The sequence below is a fragment of the Nocardioides marmoraquaticus genome, assembly GCF_054777915.1.
Genome location: NZ_BAAHAA010000018.1, coordinates 1 through 24,120, shown reverse-complemented (window position 1 = coordinate 24,120; position 24,120 = coordinate 1). Strand labels below are relative to the sequence as shown.

The 24,120-nt window shown below is 74.4% G+C and carries 28 protein-coding genes; 13 read left to right on the top strand and 15 right to left on the bottom strand.

The features are described 5' to 3' along the window. Nucleotides 1-30 precede the first annotated feature (30 nt). The gene (gene map, locus ACYU8I_RS13580; protein ID WP_460841702.1) at nt 31-888 is read right to left on the bottom strand and encodes a type I methionyl aminopeptidase; all 858 of its coding nucleotides are present in this window, start codon (nt 886-888) and stop codon (nt 31-33) included. A 23-nt stretch (nt 889-911) separates the two neighbouring features. On the opposite strand from map, the gene ACYU8I_RS13575 reads away from it, so the two are divergent. Continuing rightward, on the top strand, nt 912-1,097 hold the full coding sequence (locus ACYU8I_RS13575) for a hypothetical protein (protein WP_460841701.1): 186 nt from the start codon (nt 912-914) through the stop codon (nt 1,095-1,097). 19 nt (nt 1,098-1,116) lie between these two features. Here ACYU8I_RS13575 and ACYU8I_RS13570 read toward each other — a convergent pair whose 3' ends face one another. Continuing rightward, nucleotides 1,117-2,217 (bottom strand): M15 family metallopeptidase, encoded by a 1,101-nt coding sequence (locus tag ACYU8I_RS13570; RefSeq protein WP_460841698.1) that lies wholly within the window; start codon nt 2,215-2,217, stop codon nt 1,117-1,119. An 87-nt stretch (nt 2,218-2,304) separates the two neighbouring features. Here ACYU8I_RS13570 and ACYU8I_RS13565 point away from each other — a divergent pair, with 87 nt between their 5' ends. After that, nucleotides 2,305-2,601, top strand: a complete 297-nt coding sequence (locus ACYU8I_RS13565) for a hypothetical protein (RefSeq protein WP_460841696.1) — start codon at nt 2,305-2,307, stop codon at nt 2,599-2,601. Here ACYU8I_RS13565 and ACYU8I_RS13560 read toward each other — a convergent pair. The 4 genes from ACYU8I_RS13560 to panB form a co-directional block, all read right to left on the bottom strand. Then, nucleotides 2,598-3,755 (bottom strand): PQQ-dependent sugar dehydrogenase, encoded by a 1,158-nt coding sequence (locus ACYU8I_RS13560; protein WP_460841693.1) that lies wholly within the window; start codon nt 3,753-3,755, stop codon nt 2,598-2,600. The genes ACYU8I_RS13565 and ACYU8I_RS13560 overlap by 4 nt on opposite strands. A gap of 53 nt (nt 3,756-3,808) precedes the next feature. After that, nucleotides 3,809-5,113, bottom strand: coding sequence for a DUF1501 domain-containing protein (locus tag ACYU8I_RS13555; RefSeq protein WP_460841821.1), 1,305 nt, complete (start codon nt 5,111-5,113; stop codon nt 3,809-3,811). A gap of 8 nt (nt 5,114-5,121) precedes the next feature. Continuing rightward, nucleotides 5,122-6,843 carry a DUF1800 domain-containing protein gene (locus ACYU8I_RS13550; RefSeq protein WP_460841690.1) on the bottom strand — a complete coding sequence of 574 codons (1,722 nt, stop codon included), beginning with the start codon at nt 6,841-6,843 and terminating at the stop codon, nt 5,122-5,124. A 121-nt stretch (nt 6,844-6,964) separates the two neighbouring features. After that, complete coding sequence (gene panB / locus ACYU8I_RS13545) at nt 6,965-7,831, bottom strand: 3-methyl-2-oxobutanoate hydroxymethyltransferase (RefSeq protein WP_460841688.1); 867 nt, start codon at nt 7,829-7,831, stop codon at nt 6,965-6,967. Between panB and ACYU8I_RS13540 the strand changes: the two genes are divergently transcribed. The 8 genes from ACYU8I_RS13540 (at nt 7,830) to ACYU8I_RS13505 (ending at nt 17,423) form a co-directional block, all read left to right on the top strand. Then, entirely contained in the window at nt 7,830-9,947 is a 2,118-nt protein-coding gene (locus ACYU8I_RS13540) for an NAD(+) synthase (protein WP_460841685.1), read from the top strand. The genes panB and ACYU8I_RS13540 overlap by 2 nt on opposite strands. Continuing rightward, on the top strand, nt 9,944-10,666 hold the full coding sequence (locus tag ACYU8I_RS13535) for a type 1 glutamine amidotransferase (protein ID WP_460841682.1): 723 nt from the start codon (nt 9,944-9,946) through the stop codon (nt 10,664-10,666). The genes ACYU8I_RS13540 and ACYU8I_RS13535 overlap by 4 nt, the downstream gene beginning before the upstream one ends. Nucleotides 10,667-10,676: 10 nt before the next feature. After that, the gene (locus ACYU8I_RS13530; RefSeq protein WP_460841680.1) at nt 10,677-12,014 is read left to right on the top strand and encodes a glutamine synthetase family protein; all 1,338 of its coding nucleotides are present in this window, start codon (nt 10,677-10,679) and stop codon (nt 12,012-12,014) included. Nucleotides 12,015-12,156: 142 nt separating this feature from the next. After that, nucleotides 12,157-12,552, top strand: a complete 396-nt coding sequence (locus tag ACYU8I_RS13525; RefSeq protein ID WP_460841678.1) for an STAS domain-containing protein — start codon at nt 12,157-12,159, stop codon at nt 12,550-12,552. Next, the gene (locus ACYU8I_RS13520) at nt 12,549-12,977 is read left to right on the top strand and encodes a hypothetical protein (RefSeq protein ID WP_460841676.1); all 429 of its coding nucleotides are present in this window, start codon (nt 12,549-12,551) and stop codon (nt 12,975-12,977) included. Before ACYU8I_RS13525 ends, ACYU8I_RS13520 begins: the two co-directional genes overlap by 4 nt. 63 nt (nt 12,978-13,040) lie before the next feature. Continuing rightward, nucleotides 13,041-15,995: a bifunctional [glutamine synthetase] adenylyltransferase/[glutamine synthetase]-adenylyl-L-tyrosine phosphorylase gene (locus tag ACYU8I_RS13515; RefSeq protein WP_460841674.1), complete on the top strand. Its 2,955-nt coding sequence runs from the start codon at nt 13,041-13,043 to the stop codon at nt 15,993-15,995. An 85-nt stretch (nt 15,996-16,080) separates the two neighbouring features. Beyond that, nucleotides 16,081-16,707: a SatD family protein gene (locus ACYU8I_RS13510; RefSeq protein ID WP_460841672.1), complete on the top strand. Its 627-nt coding sequence runs from the start codon at nt 16,081-16,083 to the stop codon at nt 16,705-16,707. Further along, nucleotides 16,704-17,423: a hypothetical protein gene (locus tag ACYU8I_RS13505; protein WP_460841670.1), complete on the top strand. Its 720-nt coding sequence runs from the start codon at nt 16,704-16,706 to the stop codon at nt 17,421-17,423. Before ACYU8I_RS13510 ends, ACYU8I_RS13505 begins: the two co-directional genes overlap by 4 nt. 298 nt (nt 17,424-17,721) lie before the next feature. Here ACYU8I_RS13505 and ACYU8I_RS13500 read toward each other — a convergent pair whose 3' ends face one another. From ACYU8I_RS13500 to ACYU8I_RS13465, 8 genes are all read right to left on the bottom strand, one after another. Next, nucleotides 17,722-18,717, bottom strand: a complete 996-nt coding sequence (locus ACYU8I_RS13500) for a hypothetical protein (protein ID WP_460841667.1) — start codon at nt 18,715-18,717, stop codon at nt 17,722-17,724. Between the two features lie 269 nt (nt 18,718-18,986). Then, the gene (locus ACYU8I_RS13495) at nt 18,987-19,550 is read right to left on the bottom strand and encodes an Asp23/Gls24 family envelope stress response protein (RefSeq protein ID WP_460841665.1); all 564 of its coding nucleotides are present in this window, start codon (nt 19,548-19,550) and stop codon (nt 18,987-18,989) included. Next, on the bottom strand, nt 19,547-20,143 hold the full coding sequence (locus ACYU8I_RS13490) for a DUF6286 domain-containing protein (RefSeq protein WP_460841663.1): 597 nt from the start codon (nt 20,141-20,143) through the stop codon (nt 19,547-19,549). The genes ACYU8I_RS13495 and ACYU8I_RS13490 overlap by 4 nt, the downstream gene beginning before the upstream one ends. A gap of 14 nt (nt 20,144-20,157) precedes the next feature. Then, the gene (locus ACYU8I_RS13485; protein ID WP_460841660.1) at nt 20,158-20,565 is read right to left on the bottom strand and encodes an Asp23/Gls24 family envelope stress response protein; all 408 of its coding nucleotides are present in this window, start codon (nt 20,563-20,565) and stop codon (nt 20,158-20,160) included. Next, the gene (locus tag ACYU8I_RS13480) at nt 20,552-20,731 is read right to left on the bottom strand and encodes a DUF2273 domain-containing protein (RefSeq protein WP_460841658.1); all 180 of its coding nucleotides are present in this window, start codon (nt 20,729-20,731) and stop codon (nt 20,552-20,554) included. Before ACYU8I_RS13480 ends, ACYU8I_RS13485 begins: the two co-directional genes overlap by 14 nt. Before the next feature lie 43 nt (nt 20,732-20,774). Further along, entirely contained in the window at nt 20,775-21,026 is a 252-nt protein-coding gene (locus ACYU8I_RS13475; protein WP_460841656.1) for a hypothetical protein, read from the bottom strand. 13 nt (nt 21,027-21,039) lie between these two features. Beyond that, nucleotides 21,040-21,348 (bottom strand): Asp23/Gls24 family envelope stress response protein, encoded by a 309-nt coding sequence (locus tag ACYU8I_RS13470; protein ID WP_460841654.1) that lies wholly within the window; start codon nt 21,346-21,348, stop codon nt 21,040-21,042. Then, nucleotides 21,345-21,782 carry an Asp23/Gls24 family envelope stress response protein gene (locus ACYU8I_RS13465; protein ID WP_460841652.1) on the bottom strand — a complete coding sequence of 146 codons (438 nt, stop codon included), beginning with the start codon at nt 21,780-21,782 and terminating at the stop codon, nt 21,345-21,347. The genes ACYU8I_RS13470 and ACYU8I_RS13465 overlap by 4 nt, the downstream gene beginning before the upstream one ends. A 207-nt stretch (nt 21,783-21,989) precedes the next feature. On the opposite strand from ACYU8I_RS13465, the gene ACYU8I_RS13460 reads away from it, so the two are divergent. The 3 genes from ACYU8I_RS13460 (at nt 21,990) to ACYU8I_RS13450 (ending at nt 23,966) form a co-directional block, all read left to right on the top strand. Next, nucleotides 21,990-22,652 carry an RNA polymerase sigma factor gene (locus tag ACYU8I_RS13460; protein ID WP_460841650.1) on the top strand — a complete coding sequence of 221 codons (663 nt, stop codon included), beginning with the start codon at nt 21,990-21,992 and terminating at the stop codon, nt 22,650-22,652. After that, complete coding sequence (locus tag ACYU8I_RS13455; protein WP_460841648.1) at nt 22,643-23,200, top strand: hypothetical protein; 558 nt, start codon at nt 22,643-22,645, stop codon at nt 23,198-23,200. The genes ACYU8I_RS13460 and ACYU8I_RS13455 overlap by 10 nt, the downstream gene beginning before the upstream one ends. 271 nt (nt 23,201-23,471) lie before the next feature. Further along, entirely contained in the window at nt 23,472-23,966 is a 495-nt protein-coding gene (locus tag ACYU8I_RS13450; RefSeq protein WP_460841646.1) for an RNA polymerase sigma factor, read from the top strand. Here the strand turns inward: ACYU8I_RS13450 and ACYU8I_RS13445 are convergent. Then, nucleotides 23,963-24,120, bottom strand: a 158-nt coding sequence (locus tag ACYU8I_RS13445) for an integrase core domain-containing protein (RefSeq protein WP_460841819.1), incomplete at its 5' end; no start/stop codon positions are given. The genes ACYU8I_RS13450 and ACYU8I_RS13445 overlap by 4 nt on opposite strands.

Sequence of the window (24,120 nt, the reverse complement as noted above, 5' to 3'; positions counted from 1 at the left end):
TGACCCTAGCGACTCCCCGTCACGCCAGGGTCACGCCAGGGTGAGGACGTCGGCTCCGTCACCGGTGACCAGCAGCGTGTGCTCGAACTGGGCCGACGGGCGGCGGTCGCGCGTCACCACGGTCCAGCCGTCGTCCCACATGTCCCACTCGGGCGTGCCGAGGTTGAGCATCGGCTCGATCGTGAACGTCATGCCGGGCAGCAGCTCGAGGTCGGCCTCGGGGTCGTCGTGGTGGGGCACGACGAGCCCACTGTGGAACGACGTGCCGATGCCGTGCCCGGTGAACTCGCGGACGACGCCGTAGCCGAAGCGGCGGGCGTAGGACTCGATCACGCGACCGACGACGTTGAGACGTCGGCCGGGCCTGACGGCGTCGATCGCGCGGCGCAGGGCCTCCTCGGTGCGCTCGACGAGCAGCCGCACCTCCTCGTCGACCCCGGGGGTCAGGAACGTGGCGTTGGTGTCGCCGTGCACGCCGTCGAGGAAGGCGGTCACGTCGATGTTGACGATGTCGCCGTCCTGCACCACCGAGCTGTCGGGGATGCCGTGGCACACGACCTCGTTGACGCTCGCGCACAACGACTTCGGGAAGCCGCGGTAGCCGAGGGTGGAGGGGTAGGCGCCGTGGTCGCAGAGGAACTCGTGGCCGAGGCGGTCGAGCTCGTCGGTGGTGACGCCGGGTCGCACGTGCGTGCCGACGAGGTCGCGCGCCTGGGCGGCCAGCCGGCCCGCGGCCCGCATCCGCTCGATCGTGCCGGCGTCCTTGACCTCGGGGCCGTCGTACGGCGCGGGCGCCGGGCGGTCGACGTACTCGGGCCGCAGAACGTGCGCAGGCACGGGACGTCGCGGCGAGACGCGGCCGGGGGTCACGAGGGCTGTCGGAGGCACCGCGCGAGTGTAGTTTCGGCGCCATGAGCGACTTCTGGTACTGCCTGAAGCACCACCGCGTCGAGCCGCGCCAGGGTTGCCGCAACTCGGACCGGCTCGGTCCCTACGACACCGAGGCCGAGGCCTCGCGCGCGCTCGACAAGGTCGAGGAGCGCAACGAGGAGTGGGACAACGACCCCGCGTGGAACGACGAGGCCCAGGAGGACTGACGCAGGGGAGCGAGGCCGCTCAGCCCACGAACGACCCCTGCAGCCGGGGCGCCCGGCGGCCGTCCCAGTGCTGGCTGTCGCCGGTGCCGTAGGTCCAGCGGAACCCGTGGTCGCGCCAGATCTTGACGACCGGGTGCTGCAGCGAGCGCCACGCCACCCGGGGGTGCGAGCGGTCGACCCAGTAGGTGTTCGGCACCCAGCCGGTGCGCGAGCGGTAGGGGTTCTCCCACGGGTTCATGTCGATGGCGCGGCCGGACGCGTGCGGCGAGCGCACCCCGGGCCGGTTGACCACGTCGCGGCAGTTGAAGGCCGAGGTGTTGTCGGCGCGCATCGACTTGTAGTCGTCGGCACCCCGGAGCCGCTTGCTCCAGCCGAACCGGTCGACGCGGTAGACGCTGCGCAGCGGCAAGTCCGCGCGGTACATGTCGCCCAGCGCCGCGGCGGCGCGGTGGACGACCGCCGAGCTCATCACCAGCTCGCCGCGGCGACGGTAGCCGTCGAAGGCCCAATAGTTGAAGCGGAGCAGCCGCAGGCCGCTGCGGCCCACCGGGCAGCCCTGGTGCCAGCTGCGACCGACCATGGAGCGCCACGTGCTGGTGGGCACCGTGGTGACCACGGCGTTGACGCCCGCGCCTGACGCCCGCGCCTGGGCCGCGAGCCGCGTGGGCCGCGGGCCGTCGAGCCTGACCGGTGTGCCGGGAGGCACGTTGTCGATCGCCGCCGTGCCCGAGGTCGCCGCCCGCCAGGCCACGCCCGCGGAGGAGCCGGCCGCGCCGCGGACGCGCCACACCGAGTCGGTGCGCGGCGCGACCTCGAGCCGGGCCGTGCCGTCGTCACCGCTCGTGCGCCGTCCGGCGGCCTTCCACGTCGTGCCGGACTTCTGCTCGAAGACCAGCGAGCCGCCGACCACGGGCGCGCCGTCGGCGGTGCGCCAGGTGGCGGCGAGCGTCGCGGACTTCTCGTCGACCACCTTCGCGGGCGCGGTGAGGCGCAGGGTGGTGGCGACGGGCCCCGGGGCGGGGTCCGGCTCGTCGGCCCCGGCCGGTGCGGCGAGGGGCCCCACGATCAGGGCGAGCAGCAGCGACGCGAGGGCGGGGCGGCGTACGACGGGGTGGTGCATGAGGGCTCCCGAGTGACGGACGTGACGGATGGGACGTCGGCGCGCCTCAGCCTAGGTCCAAGCGGGCCGCTCCGTAGGGTGTTCGCCGTGCCCGACCAGCCACCCGGCCCGCGCCCCGGCCCGCCCGGCCCGCCGCCGCCGGTGCCCCGCGCCGGGTTCGTCGGCATGGGGGCGCTGGCGTGCCTGCTGTTCTGCTACCTCGCGGCGGCGCCCTACCTGCCCTGGTGGCTGACGGTGGGGTCCGTCGCGCTGTGGCTGGTGCTCTTCGGGCTCGCGACGAGGTGGTTCGTGCCGCGCCCGCGCCGGGTGCCGTGGCTCGCGGTGGGTGGCTTCGTGACGTGGTTCGCCGCCGTCGCGGTCGTGGCCCGCCTGACCGCCACCTAGCCGGGGGTGACGCGCAGGACCCGGTCCTGACCGCCGCCGTTGGCGGTGGTGACCAGCAGGTCGCCGCCGCCGGGCAGCTGCACGACCGAGCGCAGCCGGCCGAAGCGCCGCAGCTCGTCGGGCACGGTGGTGGCCCGCAGCCGGTCGCTGCCGTCGAAGCGCAGGAACAGCATCCGCTGGCCCTTGAGCGCGGCGACCGCGAGCGTGCCGGTGAGGTCGCCCCACCGGCTGCCGGTCACGAAGGCGGCGCCGGAGGTGGCGATCGTGGTCGACCCCGAGCGCCACTTGGCGGCGCGCTGGGTGCCGGGGAGCCCGCCGTCGGTCATGGGCCGCGACTCGTTGTAGCCGGGGACGGGGTTCCAGCCGTAGTCGCCGCCGGCGGCGAGGCGGTTGACCTCGTCGTCTCGCGAGCTGCCGTGCTCCACCGACCACAGCTCGGAGCCGCGCACGGCGAGGCCCTGCACGTTGCGGTGGCCGTAGGTCAGGACCTTGCGGCGGTCGAGGCTCGCGTTCTTGGGCCAGGGGTTGCCCGGCGCCGGCGCCCCGGTCATGCGGTCGACCCGCAGCACCTTGCCGCCGAGCGAGCGCAGGTTGCGCGGGTTGGTGCCGACGGCGGCGTCACCGGTGCCGATCAGCAGGCGGTTGGTCGGCGTCATCAGCAGCCGGCAGCCGCCGTGGCGACCCGAGGTGGCGGGCAGCCCCTTCACGACGACGGCCGACTGGGTCGCGCTGGTGGCGTCGTCGGAGAGCCGCCAGGCCACGACGCGGACGTCGTGACCGCCGCGCACCGCGCTGTTGAACCCGCCCTGGCAGGTGTAGAAGCGGCGGTTGCTGGCGAACGCCGGGTCGACCACGAGGCCCATCAGGCCCGTCTCGCCGGAGACCCAGACGCTGCTCGAGGGGTACGACACCGGCCGCGCCACGCCGTCGACGACGCGCAGCAGCCGCCGACTGTCGCGCTCGGTGACGAGCAGCGACCCGTCCGGCAGCGGGGCGACGTCCCACGGCTGGGACAGGCCCCCGACCACCGTGCTGACCCGCAGGGCCGGCACTGCCGACACCGACGGCGACGCCGAGGGGAGGAAGGTGGCGGTGAGGACGGCGGAGAGCGTGGCGGCCCCGAGGGCGGCCACCCGGGAGCGGGCGCGGCGCATGGATGAAAGGTACGTTTCGGAACGCACCCGCGCCAGGGGCCTGGACTCCCCGCTCAGGCCATGAAGCCGAGCCGGCTGAGGTCGTTGAACCCCGGGAACATCGTCGGCAGCGAGCGGTGGGCGAAGCGCCGCTCGACGATCTCCCACAGCACCGAGCGGTAGTCCGTGGTGACCTTGAGGTCGCCGTCGACCTGCTCGGACTCGGCCAGGCCCGGCCAGCGGCCGTAGTACTTGCCGCCCTTCACGCCGCCGCCCATCACCAGCATCATGTTGGCCCAGCCGTGGTCGAACCCGGCGTTGCCGTTCTCGCGCACGCGGCGGCCGAACTCGCTGATCGTGACCACCGTGACGCGGGAGCGCAGCGGACCGAGGTCGGCGAAGAACGCCGCCAGCGAGCGGGCGAGGCCGGAGAGGCTCGTCTGCATGCTGCCCCAGTCGGCCGTGCCGTAGTTGTTGTGGTAGTCCCACGAGCCGGCGTCGATCGCGATCACGTCGGTGCCGAGGTCGGCGCGGACCAGCCCCGCGGCGCTCTTGAGCGGCTCGGCGAAGGGGCGGTCGTACCACTCGTTCGGGTACGCCGCCGCACTCGTCGCGCCCGAGATCTTGCCGTTGGTGCTGCGGGAGATCCCGACGGCCTCGCGTGCCGCCCGGGCCAACGGACCCTGCGCCCCGGTCCAGCTGGTCGCGAGGCTGTCGTAGCGGCCGGTGACGTAGCCGTCGTCGAGGCCCGCGACCTTGAGCCCGTCGAGGCTGCTGGCGGTCAGCACGGGGGCGTCGCCGGTCAGGGCCGTCGTCGGGAACGGCTGGCCCAGGCCCACGGCGTCCATCACCCCGCCGTTGGCGGAGACCGCGCCCGAGGTGTTGGCCGTGCCGATCATGCGGTTGATCCACCCGGTGCGCAGCTGCGACCCGGGGGCGGCGTCCTCGACCTCCTCGATGGCGGCGAAGTGGGAGCGGTTGGGGGCGGGCAGGCCGACGGCCTGGATCGCGGCGAGCTCGCCCGAGTCCCAGAGCGGCGCCAGCGGTGCCAGCTTCGGGTGCAGCCCGAACATCGCGTCGGGACGCACCAGGGCGGAGGTGGCGAGCTTGGTCGTCGGGCGCAGGGTGCGCATCTGGTCGGCGGCGCCGGCGCCGTGGGGCACCACGACGCCGAGCCCGTCGATGCCGCCGCGCAGCGACAGCACGACCAGGACGTTGCCGCCGCGCACGCCGGCGTGGCTGGCCTGGAGCACCGACTCGCCGAACACCTGGGTGGCGGCGAGCCCGGCGCCGAGGCCGAGGGCGCCCTTGAGCATGGTGCGGCGCGACGCGGCCGCGGCCTCGAAGCCGGCGCAGCAGTCGGGGGTGGTGGTGGTCATCACGGGCCTCACGTGAGCATGTGGTCGGGGGAGTCGAGCAGGGTGGCGACGATGCGGACGCCGAGCCAGCCGCGGACCGGTGAGTCGGCCCGCAGGGGCTTGGAGGGGTCGAACCAGGTGGCGCCGGCCACGGCCTGGCGCGCCGCCCGCAGCAGCCGGGCGTCGGCCGGGGTGCCGAGCAGGCGCCGGCAGACGAGGTCGACGTACGCGTCGAAGCTCTGCCCGGAGCCGTTGACCCAGTACGACGCCGGCTTGTAGGCGGCACCCTTGGGCCACCACCCACCGGCGTGGGCCCAGTGCATGCCGTAGGAGCCGAACATCCGCGACGGGGTGGACCAGGCACCGTTGCGCACCGGCGGGCCGTCGGGCCGCGGCCAGCTGAACGCCGCCAGGCTCTGGTGGGTCCAGTTCGCGTGCCGGGCGTAGGTGTCGTCGCCGTCGCCGTTGGTGTGCGCCTTGTCCGCCTCGACCTCGAGCACCCGGGCGGTGGCCACGAGGTCCTGGATCGGGGTGCGCACCTTCAGTCCCCGCGACGCGAGGAACTCCGGGTGGGCGGCCAGGGTGGTCAGGACCGCGGCGATGGACGTGTCGTTGCTGAGGTAGCTCTGGGCCAGGTCGGCGACGAGGGCGTCGCTGGGGTCGTCGGAGACGAACCACAGCGCCAGCTTGAGGGCGAGGGTGCGAGCGGTCGCGGGGTGGTGGGCGAGGTGGCGCAGGTAGTCGACGGTGACCTGGCGCCCGTCCTCGGAGGCGTTCGCGGAGGAGAAGCCCAGCACGCTGACCGCGCCGGTGGTGTGCTTGCGCGGGTCGTAGACGGGGGAGAAGTCACCGGTCGAGGTCGAGAAGTTCACGCTCCAGCCGGAGAGGATCTTCGCCGAGTCCTTGACCTCGCCCTCGGTGTAGCCGGCGGCACGGCCCACGCTGTGCAGCTCGAGCAGCTCACGGCCCTGGTTCTCGTTCGGGTTGCCGCGCACGGAGCGGTAGTTGTCGAGGTAGAAGAGCATCGACGGGTGCAGCGAGCACTCGCGCAGCAGGTCCTCGAACCGGCCGAGGGCGTGCTCGCGGATGGTCCGGTCGTAGTCGACGCGCCAGATCCACGCGCGGTCGTGCGTCACGGGGACGTGCAGGTTGGTCGACCAGAAGTCGGTCATCGTCTCGTGGACGGTGCGCTCGGAGTAGATCCGGCGCAGGATCGACCAGTTGCCGAGCTCGTGGCCGTAGACCCAGCCGCCCTTGACGCCGTCCGACTGCTTCTTCCACCGCACGGCGGGGGAGTCGCCGAGCAGGGAGGCGAACCACCCGTCGACCGTCGCGACCTTGGGGTTCTCGTCGAAGCGCGCCGGGGTCAGCTGGGCCTGCAGCCACGCCTGGGGCGAGGCGAAGCGGCGTAGCTGCTGCAGCGAGCGCTGCGAGAAGCCCGTGCCGAAGCGGTTGAGGTAGAGGCGCTCGGTGTCGGTGGGCGTCGCCGTGGCGGTGAGCACGGGCGTGGGGAGCACGGAGACGCGCTGGCCCTCCGCGACCACCGGCGGCTGCGACGGCTTCGGAGCCGTGGTGACGGGCGCGGTCGGGGTGGGGGTCGGCGTGGGTGTCGGGGTTGGGGTCGGCTTCGGGGCGGGCTTCGGGGTGGGCTTCGGGGTCGTGGCGACCGGCCGCGTGGGACGCCGCTTGCGCGGCCGACGCTTCTTGGGGCGACGTCGGCGTGCGGTGGGCGACAGGGCTGACAGAGCCATCGGGCCATCTCGATCCGTGCGGGGTGCGGAGGGGACGGCTCCGATTCTGGGTCAGAATCCGGACCGAGGTAGCAAAACGACTAAAACGGACAGAAGTGACGGCGGGAGCCGCCGGACATCCTCAGAAGCTGCGGTCGGCGTCGGGGAACGATCCGTCGCGGACCTCGGCCGCGTAGGCGCGGGCGGCCTCGGAGAGCACGCCGCGGAGGTCGGCGTACTGCTTGACGAAGCGGGGCATGCGGCCCGAGCGGAGCCCGAAGGCGTCCTGCCAGACGAGCACCTGGCCGTCGCACCCGGCGCCGGCCCCGATGCCGATGGTGGGGATGGCGAGCTCGGCGGTCACCTGGGCGGCGACGTCGGCGGGCACCATCTCCATCACCACGGCGAAGGCGCCCGCGGCCTCGACCGCCCGCGCGTCGGCGAGCACCCGCTCGGCGGCCTCACCGCGGCCCTGGACGCGGTAGCCGCCGAGGGTGTGCTCGCTCTGCGGGGTGAAGCCGACGTGGCCCATCACGGGCACGCCGCCGCGGGTCAGCAGCTCGACCTGCGGAGCCATCTCGACCCCGCCCTCGAGCTTGACCGCGTGCGCGCCGCCCTCCTTCATGAAGCGCACGGCCGTGTCGTAGGCCTGCTCCGGCGAGCGCTGGTAGGAGCCGAAGGGCAGGTCGCCCACGACCAGGGCGCGACGTGTCGACCGCGCCACCGCGGCGGTGAGGGGCAGCAGCTCGTCGACGGTGACGGGCAGCGAGGTCGCGTGCCCGTAGACGTTGTTGGAGGCGCTGTCGCCGACCAGCAGCACCTCGATGCCGGCCTCGTCGAAGACCTCGGCGGTGTACATGTCGTAGGAGGTGAGCATCGCGAACCGCTCGCCGCGCTGCTTCAGCTCGCGCAGGTGGTGGGTGCGGACGCGCCTGGCTGGTGCCGTCGGGGCCGCCGGTGCTGCTGGTGACCCCGACCCGCTGCCGTACGGCGCGCTCTCCTCGCTCATGCGGGCCACGCTAGCCGGGTGGACGGGCTGCCACACTGGCCCCGTGGACTTCCGATCCGCCTACGCCCACGGCTTCGCCCGGGTCGCCGCCTGCACGGTGCCGGTCGAGGTGGCCGACCCCGCGGCCAACGTCGCCACCGTCCTCGAGCAGGCTCGCGCCTGCCACGACGAGGCCGTCGCGGTCGCGGTGTTCCCCGAGCTGTGCCTGTCGGGCTACGCCGTCGACGACCTGTTCCTGCAGGACGCGCTGCTCGACGACGTCCACGCGGCCCTCGACGTGCTCGTGGAGGCGAGCCGCGAGCTGCGTCCGCTCCTGGTCGTCGGTGCGCCGCTGGCGCGGGGCCACCGGCTCTACAACTGCGCCGTCGTGGTGCACCGGGGCGAGGTGCTCGCCGTGGCGCCGAAGACCCACCTGCCCAACTACCGCGAGTTCTACGAGAAGCGGCACTTCGCGGCCGGGCACCCCGACGACGGCGAGCCGGTCCGGGTGGGCTCGCACCTCGCGCCGTTCGGCAACGACCTGCTGGTCGAGGTCGAGGACGTGCCCGGGTTGGTGCTGCACGCCGAGGTCTGCGAGGACCTCTGGGTGCCGGTGCCGCCGAGCGCCCGGGCCGCGCTCGCCGGGGCGACGCTGCTCGTCAACCTCTCGGGCTCGCCCATCACGGTGGCCCGGGCCGAGGACCGGCGGCTCCTGGTGCGCTCGGCGAGCTCGCGCTGCCTGGCCGCCTACGCCTACGCCGCGGCCGGCGAGGGCGAGTCGACGACCGACCTGTCGTGGGACGGCCAGACGATGGTGCACGAGCTCGGCGACCTGCTGGGCGAGGGCGAGCGCTTCCCCTCCGGCCCGCGGCGCACGGTGGTCGACGTCGACCTCGACCGGATCCGCCAGGAGCGGCTGCGCACCGGCGCCTTCGACGACAACGCGCTCCTCGAGGGGCCGGCGGCGGTGACCCGGGTGCGGGTGCGGCTCGAGCCGCCGGCGGGCGACCACGGCCTGCGTCGCAAGGTCGACCGCTACCCGTTCGTGCCCGACGACCCCGCCCGGCTCGCGCAGGACTGCTACGAGGCCTACAGCATCCAGGTGGCGGGCCTCGAGCAGCGCCTGCGCGCGATGGGGCGCGACGGCCGGCCGCAGCCGAAGGTCGTCATCGGCGTCTCGGGAGGCTTGGACTCCACCCACGCGCTCATCGTCGCGGCCCGCGCCATGGACCGGCTCGACCGCCCGCGCTCCGACGTGCTGGCCTTCACGCTCCCGGGCTTCGCCACCGGCGAGACCACCAAGGGGTACGCCGCGGGGCTCAGCCGGGCGCTCGGCGTCACCTTCGAGGAGATCGACATCCGTCCCGCGGCCCGGCAGCTGCTGGCCGACCTCGGGCACGCGGCGTCCGAGGGGACCAGCGACGACGCGGAGGCCTACGACGTCACCTACGAGAACGTCCAGGCGGGCCTGCGCACCGACTACCTCTTCCGGCTCGCCAACCAGCGCGGCGGCATCGTGCTCGGCACCGGCGACCTGTCCGAGCTCGCGCTCGGCTGGTGCACCTACGGCGTCGGCGACCAGATGTCGCACTACAACGTCAACGCCGGCGTGCCCAAGACCCTGGTGCAGCACCTGATCCGCTGGGTCGTCTCGAGCGAGCTGCTCGGCCCCCGTGACGGCGAGGTCGGCCGGCTGCTGACCGAGATCGTGGGGCAGGAGATCACCCCCGAGCTGGTGCCGACCCTCGAGGGACAGGCGCCGCAGAGCACCGAGGCGAGCGTCGGCCCCTATGCGCTGCAGGACTTCACGCTCTGGCACGTGCTGCGCCACGGCGCCCGGCCGTCCAAGGTCGCCTTCCTCGCCCACCACGCGTGGTCCGACGCGACCCGCGGCGAGTGGCCGGCCGGCCTGCCCGAGGAGCTGCGCCGCTCCTACGACCTCGCCGAGATCACGCGCTGGATCGAGGTCTTCTGCCGCCGGTTCTTCGCCAGCCAGTTCAAGCGCTCGGCGCTGCCCAACGGGCCCAAGGTGAGCCCCGGCGGCACGATGTCGCCCCGCGGCGACTGGCGGATGCCCAGCGACGCCTCCCCGGCCGCCTGGCTGCGCGACCTGCGCGGGGTGCCCGACCAGTGGTGAGGGTGCTCGTCGTCGAGCACGAGGCCGGGGCGCCCGCTGCGCTGCTGGGCCGCTGGCTGGAGGAGGCCGGGGCCGAGCTCGACGTACGCCGCCCCTACCGCGGCGACGCGCTGCCGGCCGACCTCGCCGACCACGACGCGCTGGTCGTCCTCGGCGGGTCGATGGGCGCCCACGACGACGCCGAGCACGCCTGGCTCGAGCCCACCAAGGAGCTGGTGCGTCGGGCCGCCGCCGAGCGGGTGACGGCCCTCGGCGTCTGCCTCGGCCACCAGCTCGCGGCCGCCGCGCTCGGCGGCCGGGCGCAGAAGAACCCGCAGGGCCAGCAGCTCGGGCTGCTGCCCGTGGGCTGGACCTGGGCGGTGCACGACGACCCGTTGTTCGCCGCCGCCCCGGGCGCGGCCGCCCGCGGGCTGCACTGGAACGACGACGTCGTGGTGGAGCAGCCGGCCGGCACCGTCGTGCTCGCGCTGGCGCCGGGCGGCGAGCTCCAGGCGGCGCGCTACGCCCCGACCGTCTGGGGCGTGCAGCTGCACCCGGAGGTCGACGAGGCGGTCGTGCGCGGCTGGCACGAGGAGGACCCCGACCGGCACGCCGAGGGCGTGGTCGAACCCGTGCTCCGAGAGCTCGCCACGGCTCGCGACGAGCTCGACCGCGCCTGGCGCCCGCTGGCCGACCAGCTCGTCGCCCTCGCGCGAGGGCTGACCACGCCGACGCTCTAGGCTCCTGCTCATGGGCAAGCAGGAAGACTTCGTGCTCCGGGCGCTCGAGGAGCGCGACGTCCGCTTCGTCCGGCTGTGGTTCACCGACGTGCTCGGCTACCTCAAGTCGGTCTCCGTCGCCCCGGCCGAGCTCGAGGGCGCCTTCAGCGAGGGCATCGGCTTCGACGGCTCCGCGATCCAGGGCTTCGCCCGGGTGACCGAGGCCGACATGCTGGCCCACCCCGACCCCAGCACCTTCCAGCTGCTGCCGTGGCGCGGCGAGACCGCCGCGGTGGCGCGGATGTTCTGCGACATCGGCATGCCCGACGGGTCCCCGTCGTACGCCGACCCCCGCCACGTGCTCAAGCGCAGCCTGCAGCGCGCCGCCGAGATGGGCTTCACCTTCTACACCCACCCCGAGATCGAGTTCTACCTCTTCCAGGGCCGCCCGGGCGCGGGCGAGGAGCCGGTGCCGGTCGACCGCAGCGGGTTCTTCGACCACACGGCGCAGTCGCGCGGGGCCGACTTCCGGCGCGAGGCGATCACGATGCTCGAGTCGATGGGCATCTCGGTGGAGTTCAGCCACCACGAGGGCGGCCCGGGCCAGCAGGAGATCGACCTGCGCTACGCCGACGCCCTGTCGACGGCCGACAACATCATGACCTTCCGCACCGTGGTGCGGGAGGTGGCGCTGAGCCAGGGCATCTGGGCCAGCTTCATGCCCAAGCCCTTCACCACCCACCCCGGCTCGGGCATGCACACCCACCTGTCGCTCTTCGAGGGCGACACCAACGCCTTCTTCGAGGGCGGCGCCGAGTACCAGCTGTCCAAGACCGCCCGGCACTTCATCGCCGGGCTGCTGCGTCACGCCGCCGAGATCACCGTGCTGACCAACCAGTGGGTCAACTCCTACAAGCGGCTGCTCGGCGGCGGCGAGGCGCCGTCGTACGTCTGCTGGGGCCACAACAACCGCTCCGCCATGGTGCGGGTGCCGATGTACAAGCCCGGCAAGGCCCAGTCGACCCGGATCGAGCTGCGCACCATCGACGCGGCCTGCAACCCCTACCTCGCCTACGCCGTCATCCTCGCCGCGGGCCTCAAGGGCCTCGAGGAGGAGTACGAGCTGCCCCGGGAGGCCGAGGACGACGTGTGGTCGCTCAACGAGCGCGAGCGCAAGGCCCTCGGGCTGGAGCAGCTGCCCAAGAACCTCAGCGACGCGATCCGCGTCGCCGAGGACTCCGAGCTGCTGGCCGAGACGCTCGGCGAGCACGTCTACGAGTTCTTCCTCAAGAACAAGCGGGCGGAGTGGGAGGAGTACCGCGGCCAGGTCAGCGCCTACGAGCGCGACCGGATGCTGCCCGTCATCTGATCGGCGGTTCCGGCTGCGCGCGGGCGCCGCACGCGGCAGCATGGGGCGCCACGAGACCGCACCTGTCCGGGGTGGACGTCCGGGGCACAGCTGAGTACCCGTACCGATGCCGGGTGGGGTCCGACGGCGGGAGGCTGGTCCCATGACGCGACGCGACACCCGGCGTGCCCGCCCCGAGACGGCACCGAGCAGCCTCGCCCTGCCCGAGGACGCCGAGGTCGACCTGCGGCTGGCCGGCGAGGCCGTCACCGTGACGGTGCGCGGCGAGGTCGACCTGCACGCCTCGCCCCAGCTGCGCGCCCGGCTCGCCGCGGCCGTCGAGGAGGAGGTCGACCTCGTGCTGGTGCACCTCGACGGCGTCACGCTCATCGACTCCACCGGCCTCGGCGTCATCGTCGGCGCCTGGAAGGCGCAGCGCGCCGCCGGCCGTGAGCTCGAGATCGTCTGCAGCCGCCCCGAGCCGCTGAAGATGCTCCGCCTGACCGGGCTCGACCGCGTCGTCACCGTGCACCCCGGCCTGCCCGAGTCCTCGGCGTGAGGGTGCCGGCCGGGCTGGCCCGCCTCGTCGGCGGACCCGACGACCTGGTCCGGCCGCTGCGGCTGCTGCTCGCGATCGCGGTGCTGCTGTCGTTGCCGACGGTCGTCTTCGCCGTGGTGACGGTCGTCAGCGACCTGCGCGAGCGCACCGAGGAGATGGACGGCCTCGGGCTGGTCGTCGGCGTCGTGCTGCTGCTCTGGGTCGGCGTCGTGGTGCTGCTCTGCGGACTCGCCCTGCGGCTGCGCCGGCGGCGTACGGCGAGCGGCGTGCTGGGCGTGCTCGGCGGGCTCGGCACGCTGTGGGTCAGCACGGCGACGACCGTCTGGACGCCGCTGCCGGCGCCGGTGGGTGTGCCGCTGGGCTGGGCGTGCGTGCTGCTCGGCCTGGCCGCGGTGGCGCTGGCGGTGGTCGCGGCCCGACGGTGAGCCGGGTGGCCCGGTCCGGCCTCCCGGGGCCGGCGCCGGCCCCACCTCGGTAGGTTGACGCGCATGGCGGACCAGCCCCTCGGCAGCCTGGCGCGGCTGGGCTTCCTCGACCCCGACCGGGCCCGGGCGAGCCTCCAGCGGCTGGGGGAGGCGGGGGCGACGCTCGCGCCGCTCCTGGGGCGCAGCGCCGATCCGGACCAGGCCCTCGACGGCCTGCTCGACCTGGCCGACGCCGCCGACGACCGCGACTCGCTGCTGGTCGAGGTGGCCGACGACGAGGGCACCTCGATGCGGCTGCTGAGCGTGCTGGGCGGCAGCCGGGCCCTGGCCGAGCACCTGCGCCGCCACCCCGACCACTGGCGCGAGCTGTGCGACCCGACCCTCGGCTCCACCCGGCCGGCGCGCTCGGCGATGTGCGACGCGCTGCTCGGCGCCGTCGAGGGCGCCGCGTCGTACGCCGACGCCGCCGACGCGCTGCGCGTGGAGTACCGCCGACAGCTGCTGCGGCTGGCCGCGCGCGACCTCGCCCACGGCGTCGGCGTCGACGACGTGGCCGCCGAGCTGTCCGACCTCGCCGCCGGCACGCTCGAGGCCGCGCTGGTCGTGGCCCGGGCCCAGCACCCGGAGGCGGCCGAGCGCTGCCGGCTCGCCGTCGTGGCGCTCGGCAAGTGCGGCGGCCACGAGCTCAACTACGTCTCCGACGTCGACGTCGTCTTCGTGGCCGAGCCCACCGAGGGCGTCGAGGAGCACGTCGCGCTGAAGGCAGCGACCACGCTCGCGTCGACGCTGATGCAGGTCTGCGGCGACCACACCCGCGAGGGCACCATCTGGCCGGTCGACGCCAACCTGCGGCCCGAGGGCCGCAACGGTCCGCTGGTGCGCACGCTGGCCAGCCACCGCGGCTACTACGAGCGGTGGGCCAAGACCTGGGAGTTCCAGGCGCTGCTCAAGGCCCGGCCCGCCGCCGGCGACGCCGCGCTCGGAGCGGCGTACCTCGAGACCACGCAGCCGATGGTCTGGTCGGCGGTCGAGCGCCAGGGGTTCGTCGAGGAGGTCCAGGCGATGCGCCGCCGCGTGGTGGCCCACATCCCCGCGGCGGAGTCGGAGCGGCAGCTCAAGCTCGGCCCCGGTGGCCTGCGCGACGTCGAGTTCGCCGTGCAGCTGCTGCAGCTGGTGCACGGCCGCACCGACGAGGAGATCAGGCCGCCCACGACGCTGAGTGCCCTCGCGCGGCTGACCGAGCGGGGCTACGTCGGTCGCGACGACGGTCGCTCGCTGCACGACGCCTACGTGTTCCTGCGCACCATGGAGCACCGGCTGCAGCTGCACCAGCTGCGCCGCACCCACGTCGTCCCGGCCGACGAGGACGAGCGGCGGCGGCTCGGACGCTCGCTCGGCTTCACCCGCGACCCGGTGCGCGAGCTCGACGAGCAGTGGCACTTCCACCAGCGGGAGGTGCGGCGCCTGCACGAGAAGCTCTTCTACCGTCCGCTCCTCGGGGCCGTCGCCCGCATCAGCGGCGAGGAGGCCCGGCTCTCGACGCAGTCGGCCCGCCAGCGGCTCGCCGCGCTCGGCTACCTCGACCCGCCGGCGGCGCTGCGGCACCTCGAGGCGCTCACCTCCGGCGTACGGCGCAGCGCGGCGATCCAGCGCACGCTGCTGCCGGCGATGCTCGGGTGGTTCGCCGACGCACCCGACCCCGACGCGGGGCTGTTCGGCTTCCGCGGCCTCTCGGAGGCCCTCGGCACCACGCCGTGGTACCTCCGGCTCCTCCGCGACGAGGGTGAGGTGGCACAGCGGATGGCGCAGGTGCTCGCGACCAGCCGCTACGCCACCGACCTGCTGCGGCGCGAGCCCCAGGGGGTGGCACTGCTCGCCGAGGACCAGCTCCGCCCGCTCGACGCCGAGGCGCTCACGACCGAGATGCAGGCGGCGGCCCGGCGTCGCGACGACCTCGCCGACGCCGTCACCGCGGTGCGCGCGGTGCGCCGGCGCGAGCTGCTCCGCATCTCGCTGACCGACCTGTGCGTGCCCTTCGACGTCGAGCAGGTGGGCTACGCGCTCAGTGACGTCGCGACCGCCGCGCTCGACACCACCCTCGCCCGGGTGGTGCGCGGGGTGCAGGAGTCGCGCGGGCTCGACGCACCGCCGACGCGGCTCGCGATCGTCGCGATGGGGCGCTACGGCGGGCACGAGATGGGCTACGGCAGCGACGCCGACGTCATCTTCGTGCACGACCCGGTGGCGGGTGCCGACCCGGGTGAGGCGGCCGCCTTCGCCAAGGCCGTGGTCTCCGACCTCCGGGGGCTGCTCGGCGCGCCGGGCAAGGACCCCGCGCTCGAGGTCGACGCAGACCTGCGTCCCGAGGGTCGGCAGGGGCCGATCGTGCGCACCCTGGAGGCGTACGCCGCCTACTACGCGAAGTGGTCGGCCGTCTGGGAGGCCCAGGCCCTGCTGCGCGCCGCCCCCCTGGTCGGCGACCCCGGCCTGCTCGCCCGGTTCCGCGAGCTGATCGACCCGCTGCGCTTCCCGGCCGACGGCCTGGACGAGCGCGGCATCGTCGAGATCCGTCGGATCAAGGCGCGGGTCGACGCCGAGCGCCTGCCGCGGGGAGCCGACCCCGCCACCCACTTCAAGCTCGGTCGCGGCGGCCTGGCCGACGTCGAGTGGACGGTGCAGCTGCTGCAGATGCGTCACGCGGGCCGGGTGCCGGCGCTGCGGACCACCAAGACCCTGGAGGCACTGCAGGCGGCGGTCGAGCACGACCTGCTCGACGGCGACGACGCGGCCGGGCTGGCACGGGCGTGGCGCTTCGCCAGCCACGCCCGCAACGCGACGGTGCAGGTGCGGGGCAAGGCCTCCGACCAGCTGCCGCGCGACGCCCGGGAGCGGGCGGCGGTCGCCGCCGTGCTGCAGTACCCGCCGGACGCGACGGAGACCATGGTCAACGACTACCTCCGCACCGCGCGGCACGCCCGCACGATCGTGGACCGGGTGTTCTGGGACGACCCGAGATGAGGTGCGGGCTTCACGTGACGGCAGATGAAGGTATGATCTTCATGTGACGTCGATGAAGCCTTTGTCTTCATCAGGCCCGCGGGCGGTGGTGCTCGCAGACCTGGTGGCGTCGCGGCGCGCCGCAGACCGGCCGTCGGTGCACCGACGGGTCACCCAGGTCCTCGAGCTGGCCAATGCCCACCTCGCACCGCTGACGCCGCTGCGGATCACCGTCGGTGACGAGTACCAGGGAGCGTTCGCGACCGTCGGCGAGGCGTTGCGAGCGGTGACCTGGCTCCGTCTCGAGCTGGCCGTCGGGGAGCCCGGGATCGACGTCCGCCACGGGGTCGCTTGGGGCACCGCCGAGCCGCTGCAGAGCGACCCGCCCGTCGAGGACGGACCCGCGTGGTGGGCGGCGCGCGACGCCGTCGAGCAGGTCGAGTCCGAGTCCCGGCGGCCCGGCCACGGCACCCGGCGCACGGCGTACCGGCGCGTCGACGACGACGGGCCCGACCCCGCGCTCGTCGAGGCGCTGCTGCTTTGTCAGGACCACGTGCTGGGATCGCTGTCGTCGCGGTCGCTCCGACTGCTGCGCGGCCTGCTCGCAGGCCGCTCGCAGGCCGAGCTGGCCGAGACCGAGGGCGTCTCGGCGTCCGCGGTCTCGCAGCGGGTGCGTCGCGACGGGCTGACCTCGATGGTCGAGGTCGACGCCGCGCTGGGGAGGGTGCGATGAGCTGGCTCGGACTGCTGCTGGTCGGCGTGGGCCTGGCCGACCTGGCCCGGTCGGTGCGGCCGGGCCTGCGCCTGGCCGACCCGGGGGCCGCGGCACTGGTGGTGCTGCTCGGGGTCGCCGCGGGGGCGAGCACGCCCCGCGACGCGGTCGGGCTGGCGGTCGTGGCGGCGCTGGTCGTGGCCTGGGGCGTCAGCCTGCGCACCCGCTCCGCGCGCACCTCCCTGGCGGTGCTCGTCAGCGGTCTGGTGACGACCGTGGCGCTGGCCCCGGTCGCGGCCCCCGTCGACGGCCCGCTCGCCCGGTGGCTCGACGCGCAGCCGTGGTCGGCGCTCGACGGGCTCGAGCCCGAGCGCGCGCTCCTCCTCCTCGGCGTGCTCACCGCCCAGCTCTCCACCGGCAACCAGGTCGTGCGGCTCGTGCTGGTCGCCACCGGCACCACGCCCCCCGTCGTGCCGAGCGGCCAGCAGGACCCGACCGCGACCCTCAAGGGCGGTCGGCTGCTGGGGCCGATGGAGCGACTCGTGATCGTCGGCCTCGGTCTCGCGGGCGAGCTCACGGCCGCGAGCATCGTCATCGCCGCCAAGGGTCTGCTGCGCTGGCCCGAGCTGAGCTCGAGCACCGGCCAGCACGCCATCCACCGGTTGACCGAGTACTTCCTCGTCGGCAGCTTCGTCAGCTGGTCGTGGGCGCTCGCCGGGCTCGCTCTCGGTTCCTGAGTCTGGCCTCGTCGCCTGCGCGCGGCCCGGGGTGGGTCTTTCCGCGCGGAAAGCGCCTCCGGGGCCGGTTTCCGCGAGATCGGTACTGCTGGGCGGCACGTTGACGACTCGATCTCGCGGAACCGCTGACCGGGCGGCTGAACGAGCTGTCGGCCGGCCTTTCCGCACGGAAAGCACAACCGGAGGGGCTGGCGGCGGGGTGGGTCTTTCCGCGCGGAAAGACCCACGTGGTCGCGGCGGGGAGGCCGGGACGCCGACCGACGAGCGGGTCCCGTCGGCCCGACGCGGGGCCGAACGGTCAGAAGATCGGCCGCGAGGACAGGTGGCGCGGCACGGCGTACCAGCGGCGGTCGACCGCGGAGGCGGACGACGCCCGGCCGAGCGCGAACCTCACCCTGTCGCGGACCAACCTCGCTCGGGGGACCTCGGTCCCCATCACGATGCAGACCTCGAGGCCGAGGCTCTCGAGGACCTGCGCCCGTCGGACGTCCGCAGCGGTGCTGGCCACCTCGCCGTGCTGGGCCCCGTTGACCTCGATCACCAGGCCCGCCGCCTCGTCCAGCAGGTCGACCATGGCCACGAGCCGTCCCTCGACGTCGTAGACATCTGGGTTGACCAGGAGCTCGCTCCCCGTCGGGTCGAGCACGAGCCTGAGCTCGGTCTCCGGGGGCGAGAGGGAGTAGGGGGAGGACAGCGCGATCGCACGCATGACCCTGGCGCAGTCCTGCGGCTGCTCGAGCGCGTACGCCGCCAGCTCGTCGAGGCGGCAGACTCCGGCGACGACCATCATGTCGATCGCCACGACGGCGTCGGTGACGGACCTCGCGGTCCGGGCGGCGTCGTACGCCGCTCGGACGCCCGTGACCGTGGGGATCCCATGACGCTCCTGGCGGTCGCGCGGGAGGAGCACGTGGTTGAGCACCTCGACGTCCGGACTCGCCGGAAGACTGCGGTGCGGTCCGATCGCGAGCTGCACGGGGAGGCGGGCCGTCGTACGACGATCGTGTCCGTCGAGGTACCTGGCCCCGAGCAACCGGCCGGCCGACCACCCGGTGACCGCGCCGGCCCGTGGCAGGCGCACGGACTTCTCGAGGATGCGCTGCTCCGGCAGGTCGCGAGGTGCGCTGCTCGGGACGTACCAACCGTGGTCCGTCGAGGACCACTGGGACCCGCGAGCCTGGCCCTTGGTCGGTCCGGTGACGCCCTCGGGATCGAGGCGCACCGGTCGCACCAGGCCGACCGGCGGCCGGGCGACCGGGCTGGCATGACGGCGAGGAGCGGCGAGGGATGGCACGCCGGAGATCCTGCGCCGATCACGGAACCGCCGCTCCCGTCATCCACAGGGTGCCCGGTGCCGGGGCACCAGGCGGGCTTGGGGGAGTGTTTCCGCGAGATAGGGCCCACGACGGGGCCCGATCACGTACCTCTCTCGCGGAAACCGGGGGCAGAAGTTCTTTCCGCGCGGAAAGAACCATTCGGGAGCACCTTTCCGCGCGGAAAGCGCCCCCGGGCGCACGGACTGCCGGCCACGCCGAGGGCGTGACCGGCGGTCCGGGGAGTGGCTCAGCGGGCGAGGGCGCTGGTGACGCCCGCGACCTTGAGCTCGACGCTGCAGCGCAGCTCGGGGCGCTCGAGGACCCCGGCCAGCTCGGTGGCGACGCGGTCCGCCTGCTCGGCGAGCAGGGCGAGGTCGGCGTCGCGGTCGATGGTGGCGCTGATCCGCACCACGAGCTGACCGCGGTCGCGCACCACCCGACCGCGCGCGGAGCGCACGCCGAGGGTGTCGGCGTACGCCGCTGCGGCGGCCGCGGCCACGCGGGAGGTGTCGACCTGCAGCCGACCCTGACGCCCCGAGCCGCGGAGGTGCAGGCTCGGCACGGTGGTGCGGCGCACGTGGGCCGTGAGCCAGCGCAGGCCGAGCAGGGCGAGCACCAGGCCCGTCGCGGCTGCGGCGGCGGGGAACCACGCGGCGTCGGTGACGTCGGTGACGGGCCCGGTGCTCAGGGTCCTGGGCAGGCCGCTCGTGCCGGTCCACCACCAGATGGCGGCGGCACCGCCGGCGAGCAGGGCCAGCGAGAGCAGCAGGGTGGCCAGGCGGTCGACCGCGAGGACGGTGCGGGTGATCACGAGGTGGCCTCCTTGACCTTGATCTTCGGCTTCGGTGCCGTCTCCAGCGCGTGGAGCGTCGGTGCGAGCTGCTTGCGGAGCTCGCGGCTGACGCTGGAGCGTCGCTCGTCGCTCACGACCGTCGCGGCCGTGACCTTGAGGGTGCGGCCGCTGCTGCGGACCTCGACGTCGGTGACGCCGTCGACGGCCTCGAGGGAGCCGCGCACGAGCTTGGACAGGTCCTGGGTGCGCAGCCGCACGCCCGTGGTGGCCTTGAGCTCGACGGCCTTGCGGGGTCGCCGACGGAACGCGACCGGGAGCAGCAGCAGCCCGACGGCGACGGCGACGATGCCGCCGACGAGCACCCAGGGGGAGTCGGAGGCGACGCCGTCGACGGAGGTGACGACCGTGTCGAGCCACGGGTCCTGCGCGAGGACGCCGGTGCGGGCCAGCAGGTCCTGCACGCCGACGACGCCGAGCGCCACCAGCGCGAGCGCCAGCAGCTGGGCGACCAGGGGCGATGCGCCGACCCCGACGGGCGGCTTGGCGGCGGCCACGGCGGCCTCGTCGCGGCCGGACGACGCCTGGGTGGAGGTGGTGGTGTTCCCACTCATGGTCTGCTCCTCTCCTACTGCACGCGCGGGCTGAGGTCCCGCTGGGTGACGATCTCGGCGACGACCACGTCGACCGCGGTGACGTCGACACCGGCCAGCTCGGCGACCCGCGAGCCGACGTGGTCGCGCACGCGCGCGGCGACGCCGGCGAGCGACTCGGGCCACGGGGCAGCGACCTGCACCTCGATGCGGGAGGTCTGGCCGGCCACGACGGCCGAGGCGCGGGGCAGGCGGCCGCGGACCAGCCCGGTCAGGCCGCCGCGGTCGCGGGCGCGGGCCCGGGTGCTGCCGTCGGCCTCGCGGGCCGCGGCGACGGCCAGCCACTCGACCACACGGGGCGTGATCGTGGTGCGGCCGGGGCCGCCCTGCTCGGCCGGGTCGGGCCGGGCGGAGCGGTCGGCGCTCGGGTCAGCCGCGGTCACGACGACCCACCAGCGAGCCGAGGTCGACCTCGCCGTCGACGTGCCCGCCGACGAGGTAGCCGACGCCGCCGAGCACGACGGCGACGAGGAAGCCGGTGAAGCCGCCGGCCGCGGCGGCGATCGCGAGGAGGAGTCCGGCGATCAGGCCGATGGTGGAGGTGGTCATGGGTGCTCCTGGGTGGTGGTGTGTGGTGCTGGGGTGACGGTGGTCAGATCTCGATCCGGTGCCGCGCGCGCCGACGGGAGAGCCGGCGCCGCAGGCGTCGGGCCCGTGCCGCGAGCCGGCCCCGCGGCGTCGGTACGACGTGGGGGCCCCGCGGCGTGGGCGCCAGGGCCGTCCGGCCGAACCGCCGGTCGACCTCGGCCAGCGCCGCCTGCAGGGCTGCCGCGTCACCACCACGGTCGGGATGGTGACGCAGCGCCGCTGCACGGCGGGCCGAGCGCCACGGGTCGTGGCTCACCGGCTCCGGGTCCTCACGGGCCCGCTGGGGCGGTGACGTCCTCGACGACGACCTCGACGGGCTCGGGTGCCACGGCGGCGACGCGCCGACGGACCTCGTCGGCCACCTGGCGGAGGTCGGCGCCGAAGGCCACCGCGAGGTGCACCGTGGTGCCCTCGTCGCGGACCGTGACGCCGGCGACCTGGCGTCCGGGGAGGTAGGTCGCGACCTCGCCGAAGGAGCCGCCGTGCAGGCCCGTGACGCCGTCGACCGACAGCGCCGCCTGGGCGGCGAGGTCGGCCGGCTCGCGCCCGGCGTCGTGAGGCTCGGCGGGGCTGGTCACTGGACCCGCGGCTCGCTGACGACGTCCGTGTCGTCGGTCAAGTCCTCGAGGTGGATGTCCTGGATCTCGACGTTCACCTCGGTGACCTCGAGACCGGTCATGCGCTCCAGGCTCGCGATGACGTTGCGGCGGATGCCCGAGGCCAGGTCGGACAGCGAGACGCCGTACTCGGCCACGAGCTGGATGTCGATCGCGGCCTGGCGCTCGCCGACCTCGACCGACACGCCCTGCGAGTGGTTGGTGCTGGAGCCGGGGATGCGCTCGCGGATGGCGCCGACGGCGCGCGCGGCGCCACCGCCGAGGGCGTGGACACCGGTGACCTCGCGCGCGGCGATGCCCGCGATCTTCGACACGACGGTGTCGGCGATCGTGGTGCGGCCGTCGGAGGTGACCAGCTCGTTGGTGGTGGTCGTCTCCGCGCTGTTCTCGGTCATGGGTGAGGTCCTTTCGGTCGGGGGTGCGTCCTGTTCGTGCACGAGTTGGACGCAACCGATCGCCGATCCGTCACGCGAGGTGTCGTGACTCACAGGAGCTCCTCAGCCACCGGCGCCGAGAGCGGACGCCTCGGTGGGGGTACCTGACGGGCGACGACGTCGTCGAGAACGCGGAGGTGCGTCGTGGCCGATCGAGCGGCCGAACCGGTGGTCCCCCCGGAGCTGCCACCCCAGGTGCCGGTCGGCGACCCGCACGACCGTGCCGGGGCCGTCGACCTCCCACCGTTGCCGGAGGACCCGGCCGCCCTCCAGTTCGCCTCCGACAACGTGCTGGCCCGCAAGGCCGGGCTCGGCGACCGGGAGGCGTTCGAGCTGCTCTTCCGCCGCCACGTCGAGGCGACCCACCGGTTCGCGCTGCGCATGCTGGACTCCGACCGGGCGCTCGCCGACGAGGCGGTGCAGGAGGCCTGGGTCAAGGCGTGGCGCCGGCTGCCGAGCTTCGAGGGCCGCTCGGCCTTCACGACCTGGATGTTCAGCATCACCTCGCGCCAGGCCCTCGACCTGCGCCGAAAGCGTCGGCCCGTCGCGGTCGACGACCAGATCCTCGAGCCGCTGGTGCACAGCCGCGGGCCGGTGCGCTCCGACGGCGACCCCCACCAGGCCGCCGTGGCCGGGCAGCTGTGGGAGACCCTGCTCGTCGCCCTCTCCGAGCTGCCCTGGCGGCAGCGCGCGGCCTGGTTGCTGCGCGAGCTGGAGGGTATGTCCTACGGCGAGATCGCCGACGTCCTCGACACCACCGACACCGTGGTGCGCGGCCAGCTCCACCGGGCCCGGCGGACCCTCGCGACCAGGATGGAGCAGTGGCGATGACGCAGCCCGAGCCCGGGCCCGACGGCCTGCCCGACCTCGGCGAGGTCCCCGCCGACATGCCGGAGCGGGGCGCCCTCGACCTCGCTGCGGCGACCTCCCAGCTGCGGGACCGGCCCACCGACCTGCCCGTCGAGGTGGCCAGCCGGGTGCTGCTGCGGGCACTGGCGACGCCACGTCCGGCACAGCTCGTCCGCGGTCTCGGCGACCACGCCTTCCTCCGGGTCTCCACGGTGGTGCTGACCGACCTGGTGCGGCGACGGCTCGACACCGGCCTCGCCGACGGGGCCGTGCGTCGCATCCGGTGCTTCACCACGCGCGACGAGCGGCTGGAGGCGATCGCCGTCGACCTCGTCGCCCGCTACGGCACCGACCTGCGCCAGCTGTCGAGCACGACGCACGACCTCGTCGGTGACGTGCTGCGCGACGCCTTCGGGGACGAGGCGGTCGACGGGTCGGCGGACGGGTCCGGTGGCACGCGCACCCACGTGCACGTCTCCGACGTGACCCGGGGCGACCCGCGGCTCGTGGACGGACGCGACGAGGCCTGACGGCGGCTCGACAGGATCGAACGGCGATGGTCGCGGGGTCTTGCGGCTCGGGCCTGGCGGCCCTCGCACCTCGACCAGCCCAGGGTGGGCGACGACCCCGCAACCTCGCACCTCGACCAGCCCGGGGTGGGCGAGGTGTCCGAGCCCTGGGCGAGGACCTCGAGACCCGGTGGGTCGACCGCGGCGGCCCTCGCAGCGTGCGAGGACCGCCGGCGACCCTCGGACGTGGTGTGTTTACGCTGTACACGCACCGAGGTCGAGGAGGGTCGCCATGTTGTCATCCGGGTCGGGCGCCGAGGTCCTCGCGACCCGGGCGGCGCGGGGCGACCGGGAGGCCTTCCGCGCGCTCGTCGCCCGGCTCGGAGACGAGACCTGGCGGCTGGCGCTGCACGCCCTCGGTGGTCGGAGCGCGCTCGCCGGTGACGCCCTGGAGCACGCCTGGAGCACCGCGTGGCGCGACCTGCCGCGACGGGGCGAGCGCGACGTGAGGCTGTGGCTGCTCGGCGTGGTGGCGCGCGCGTGCGAGCACGTCGGCGGCGAATCGACGACGGCCGTGCCTGCGGCGTCGGACGGGCTGCCGCCCTGGCAGGCGTTGACGATCTCGCTGCAGGCCCTGCCGTGGGCCCAGCGCACCGCCTGGCTGCTGCGGCGGATGCACGGGCTCAGCGCCCGCGAGGTGGGGGTCGTCCTCGACGTGCCCGAGCTCGTCGCCCACCAGCTCGTCGAGCAGGCGCACGCGGCCCTGTCGGTCGGCAGCGTCCGCTAGCTGTAGTTCCTCGTGACGTTGTGAACGCGGTCGGCTGGGGCGAGGCCTCCGATGCCGGTGTGGGGTCGGTGGTGATTGTAGAAGTGGACCCAGTCGGCGTAGGTCGCTGATCGGGCCTGGTCGGACAGGTAGATCTGGGCGTAGGCCCACTCGC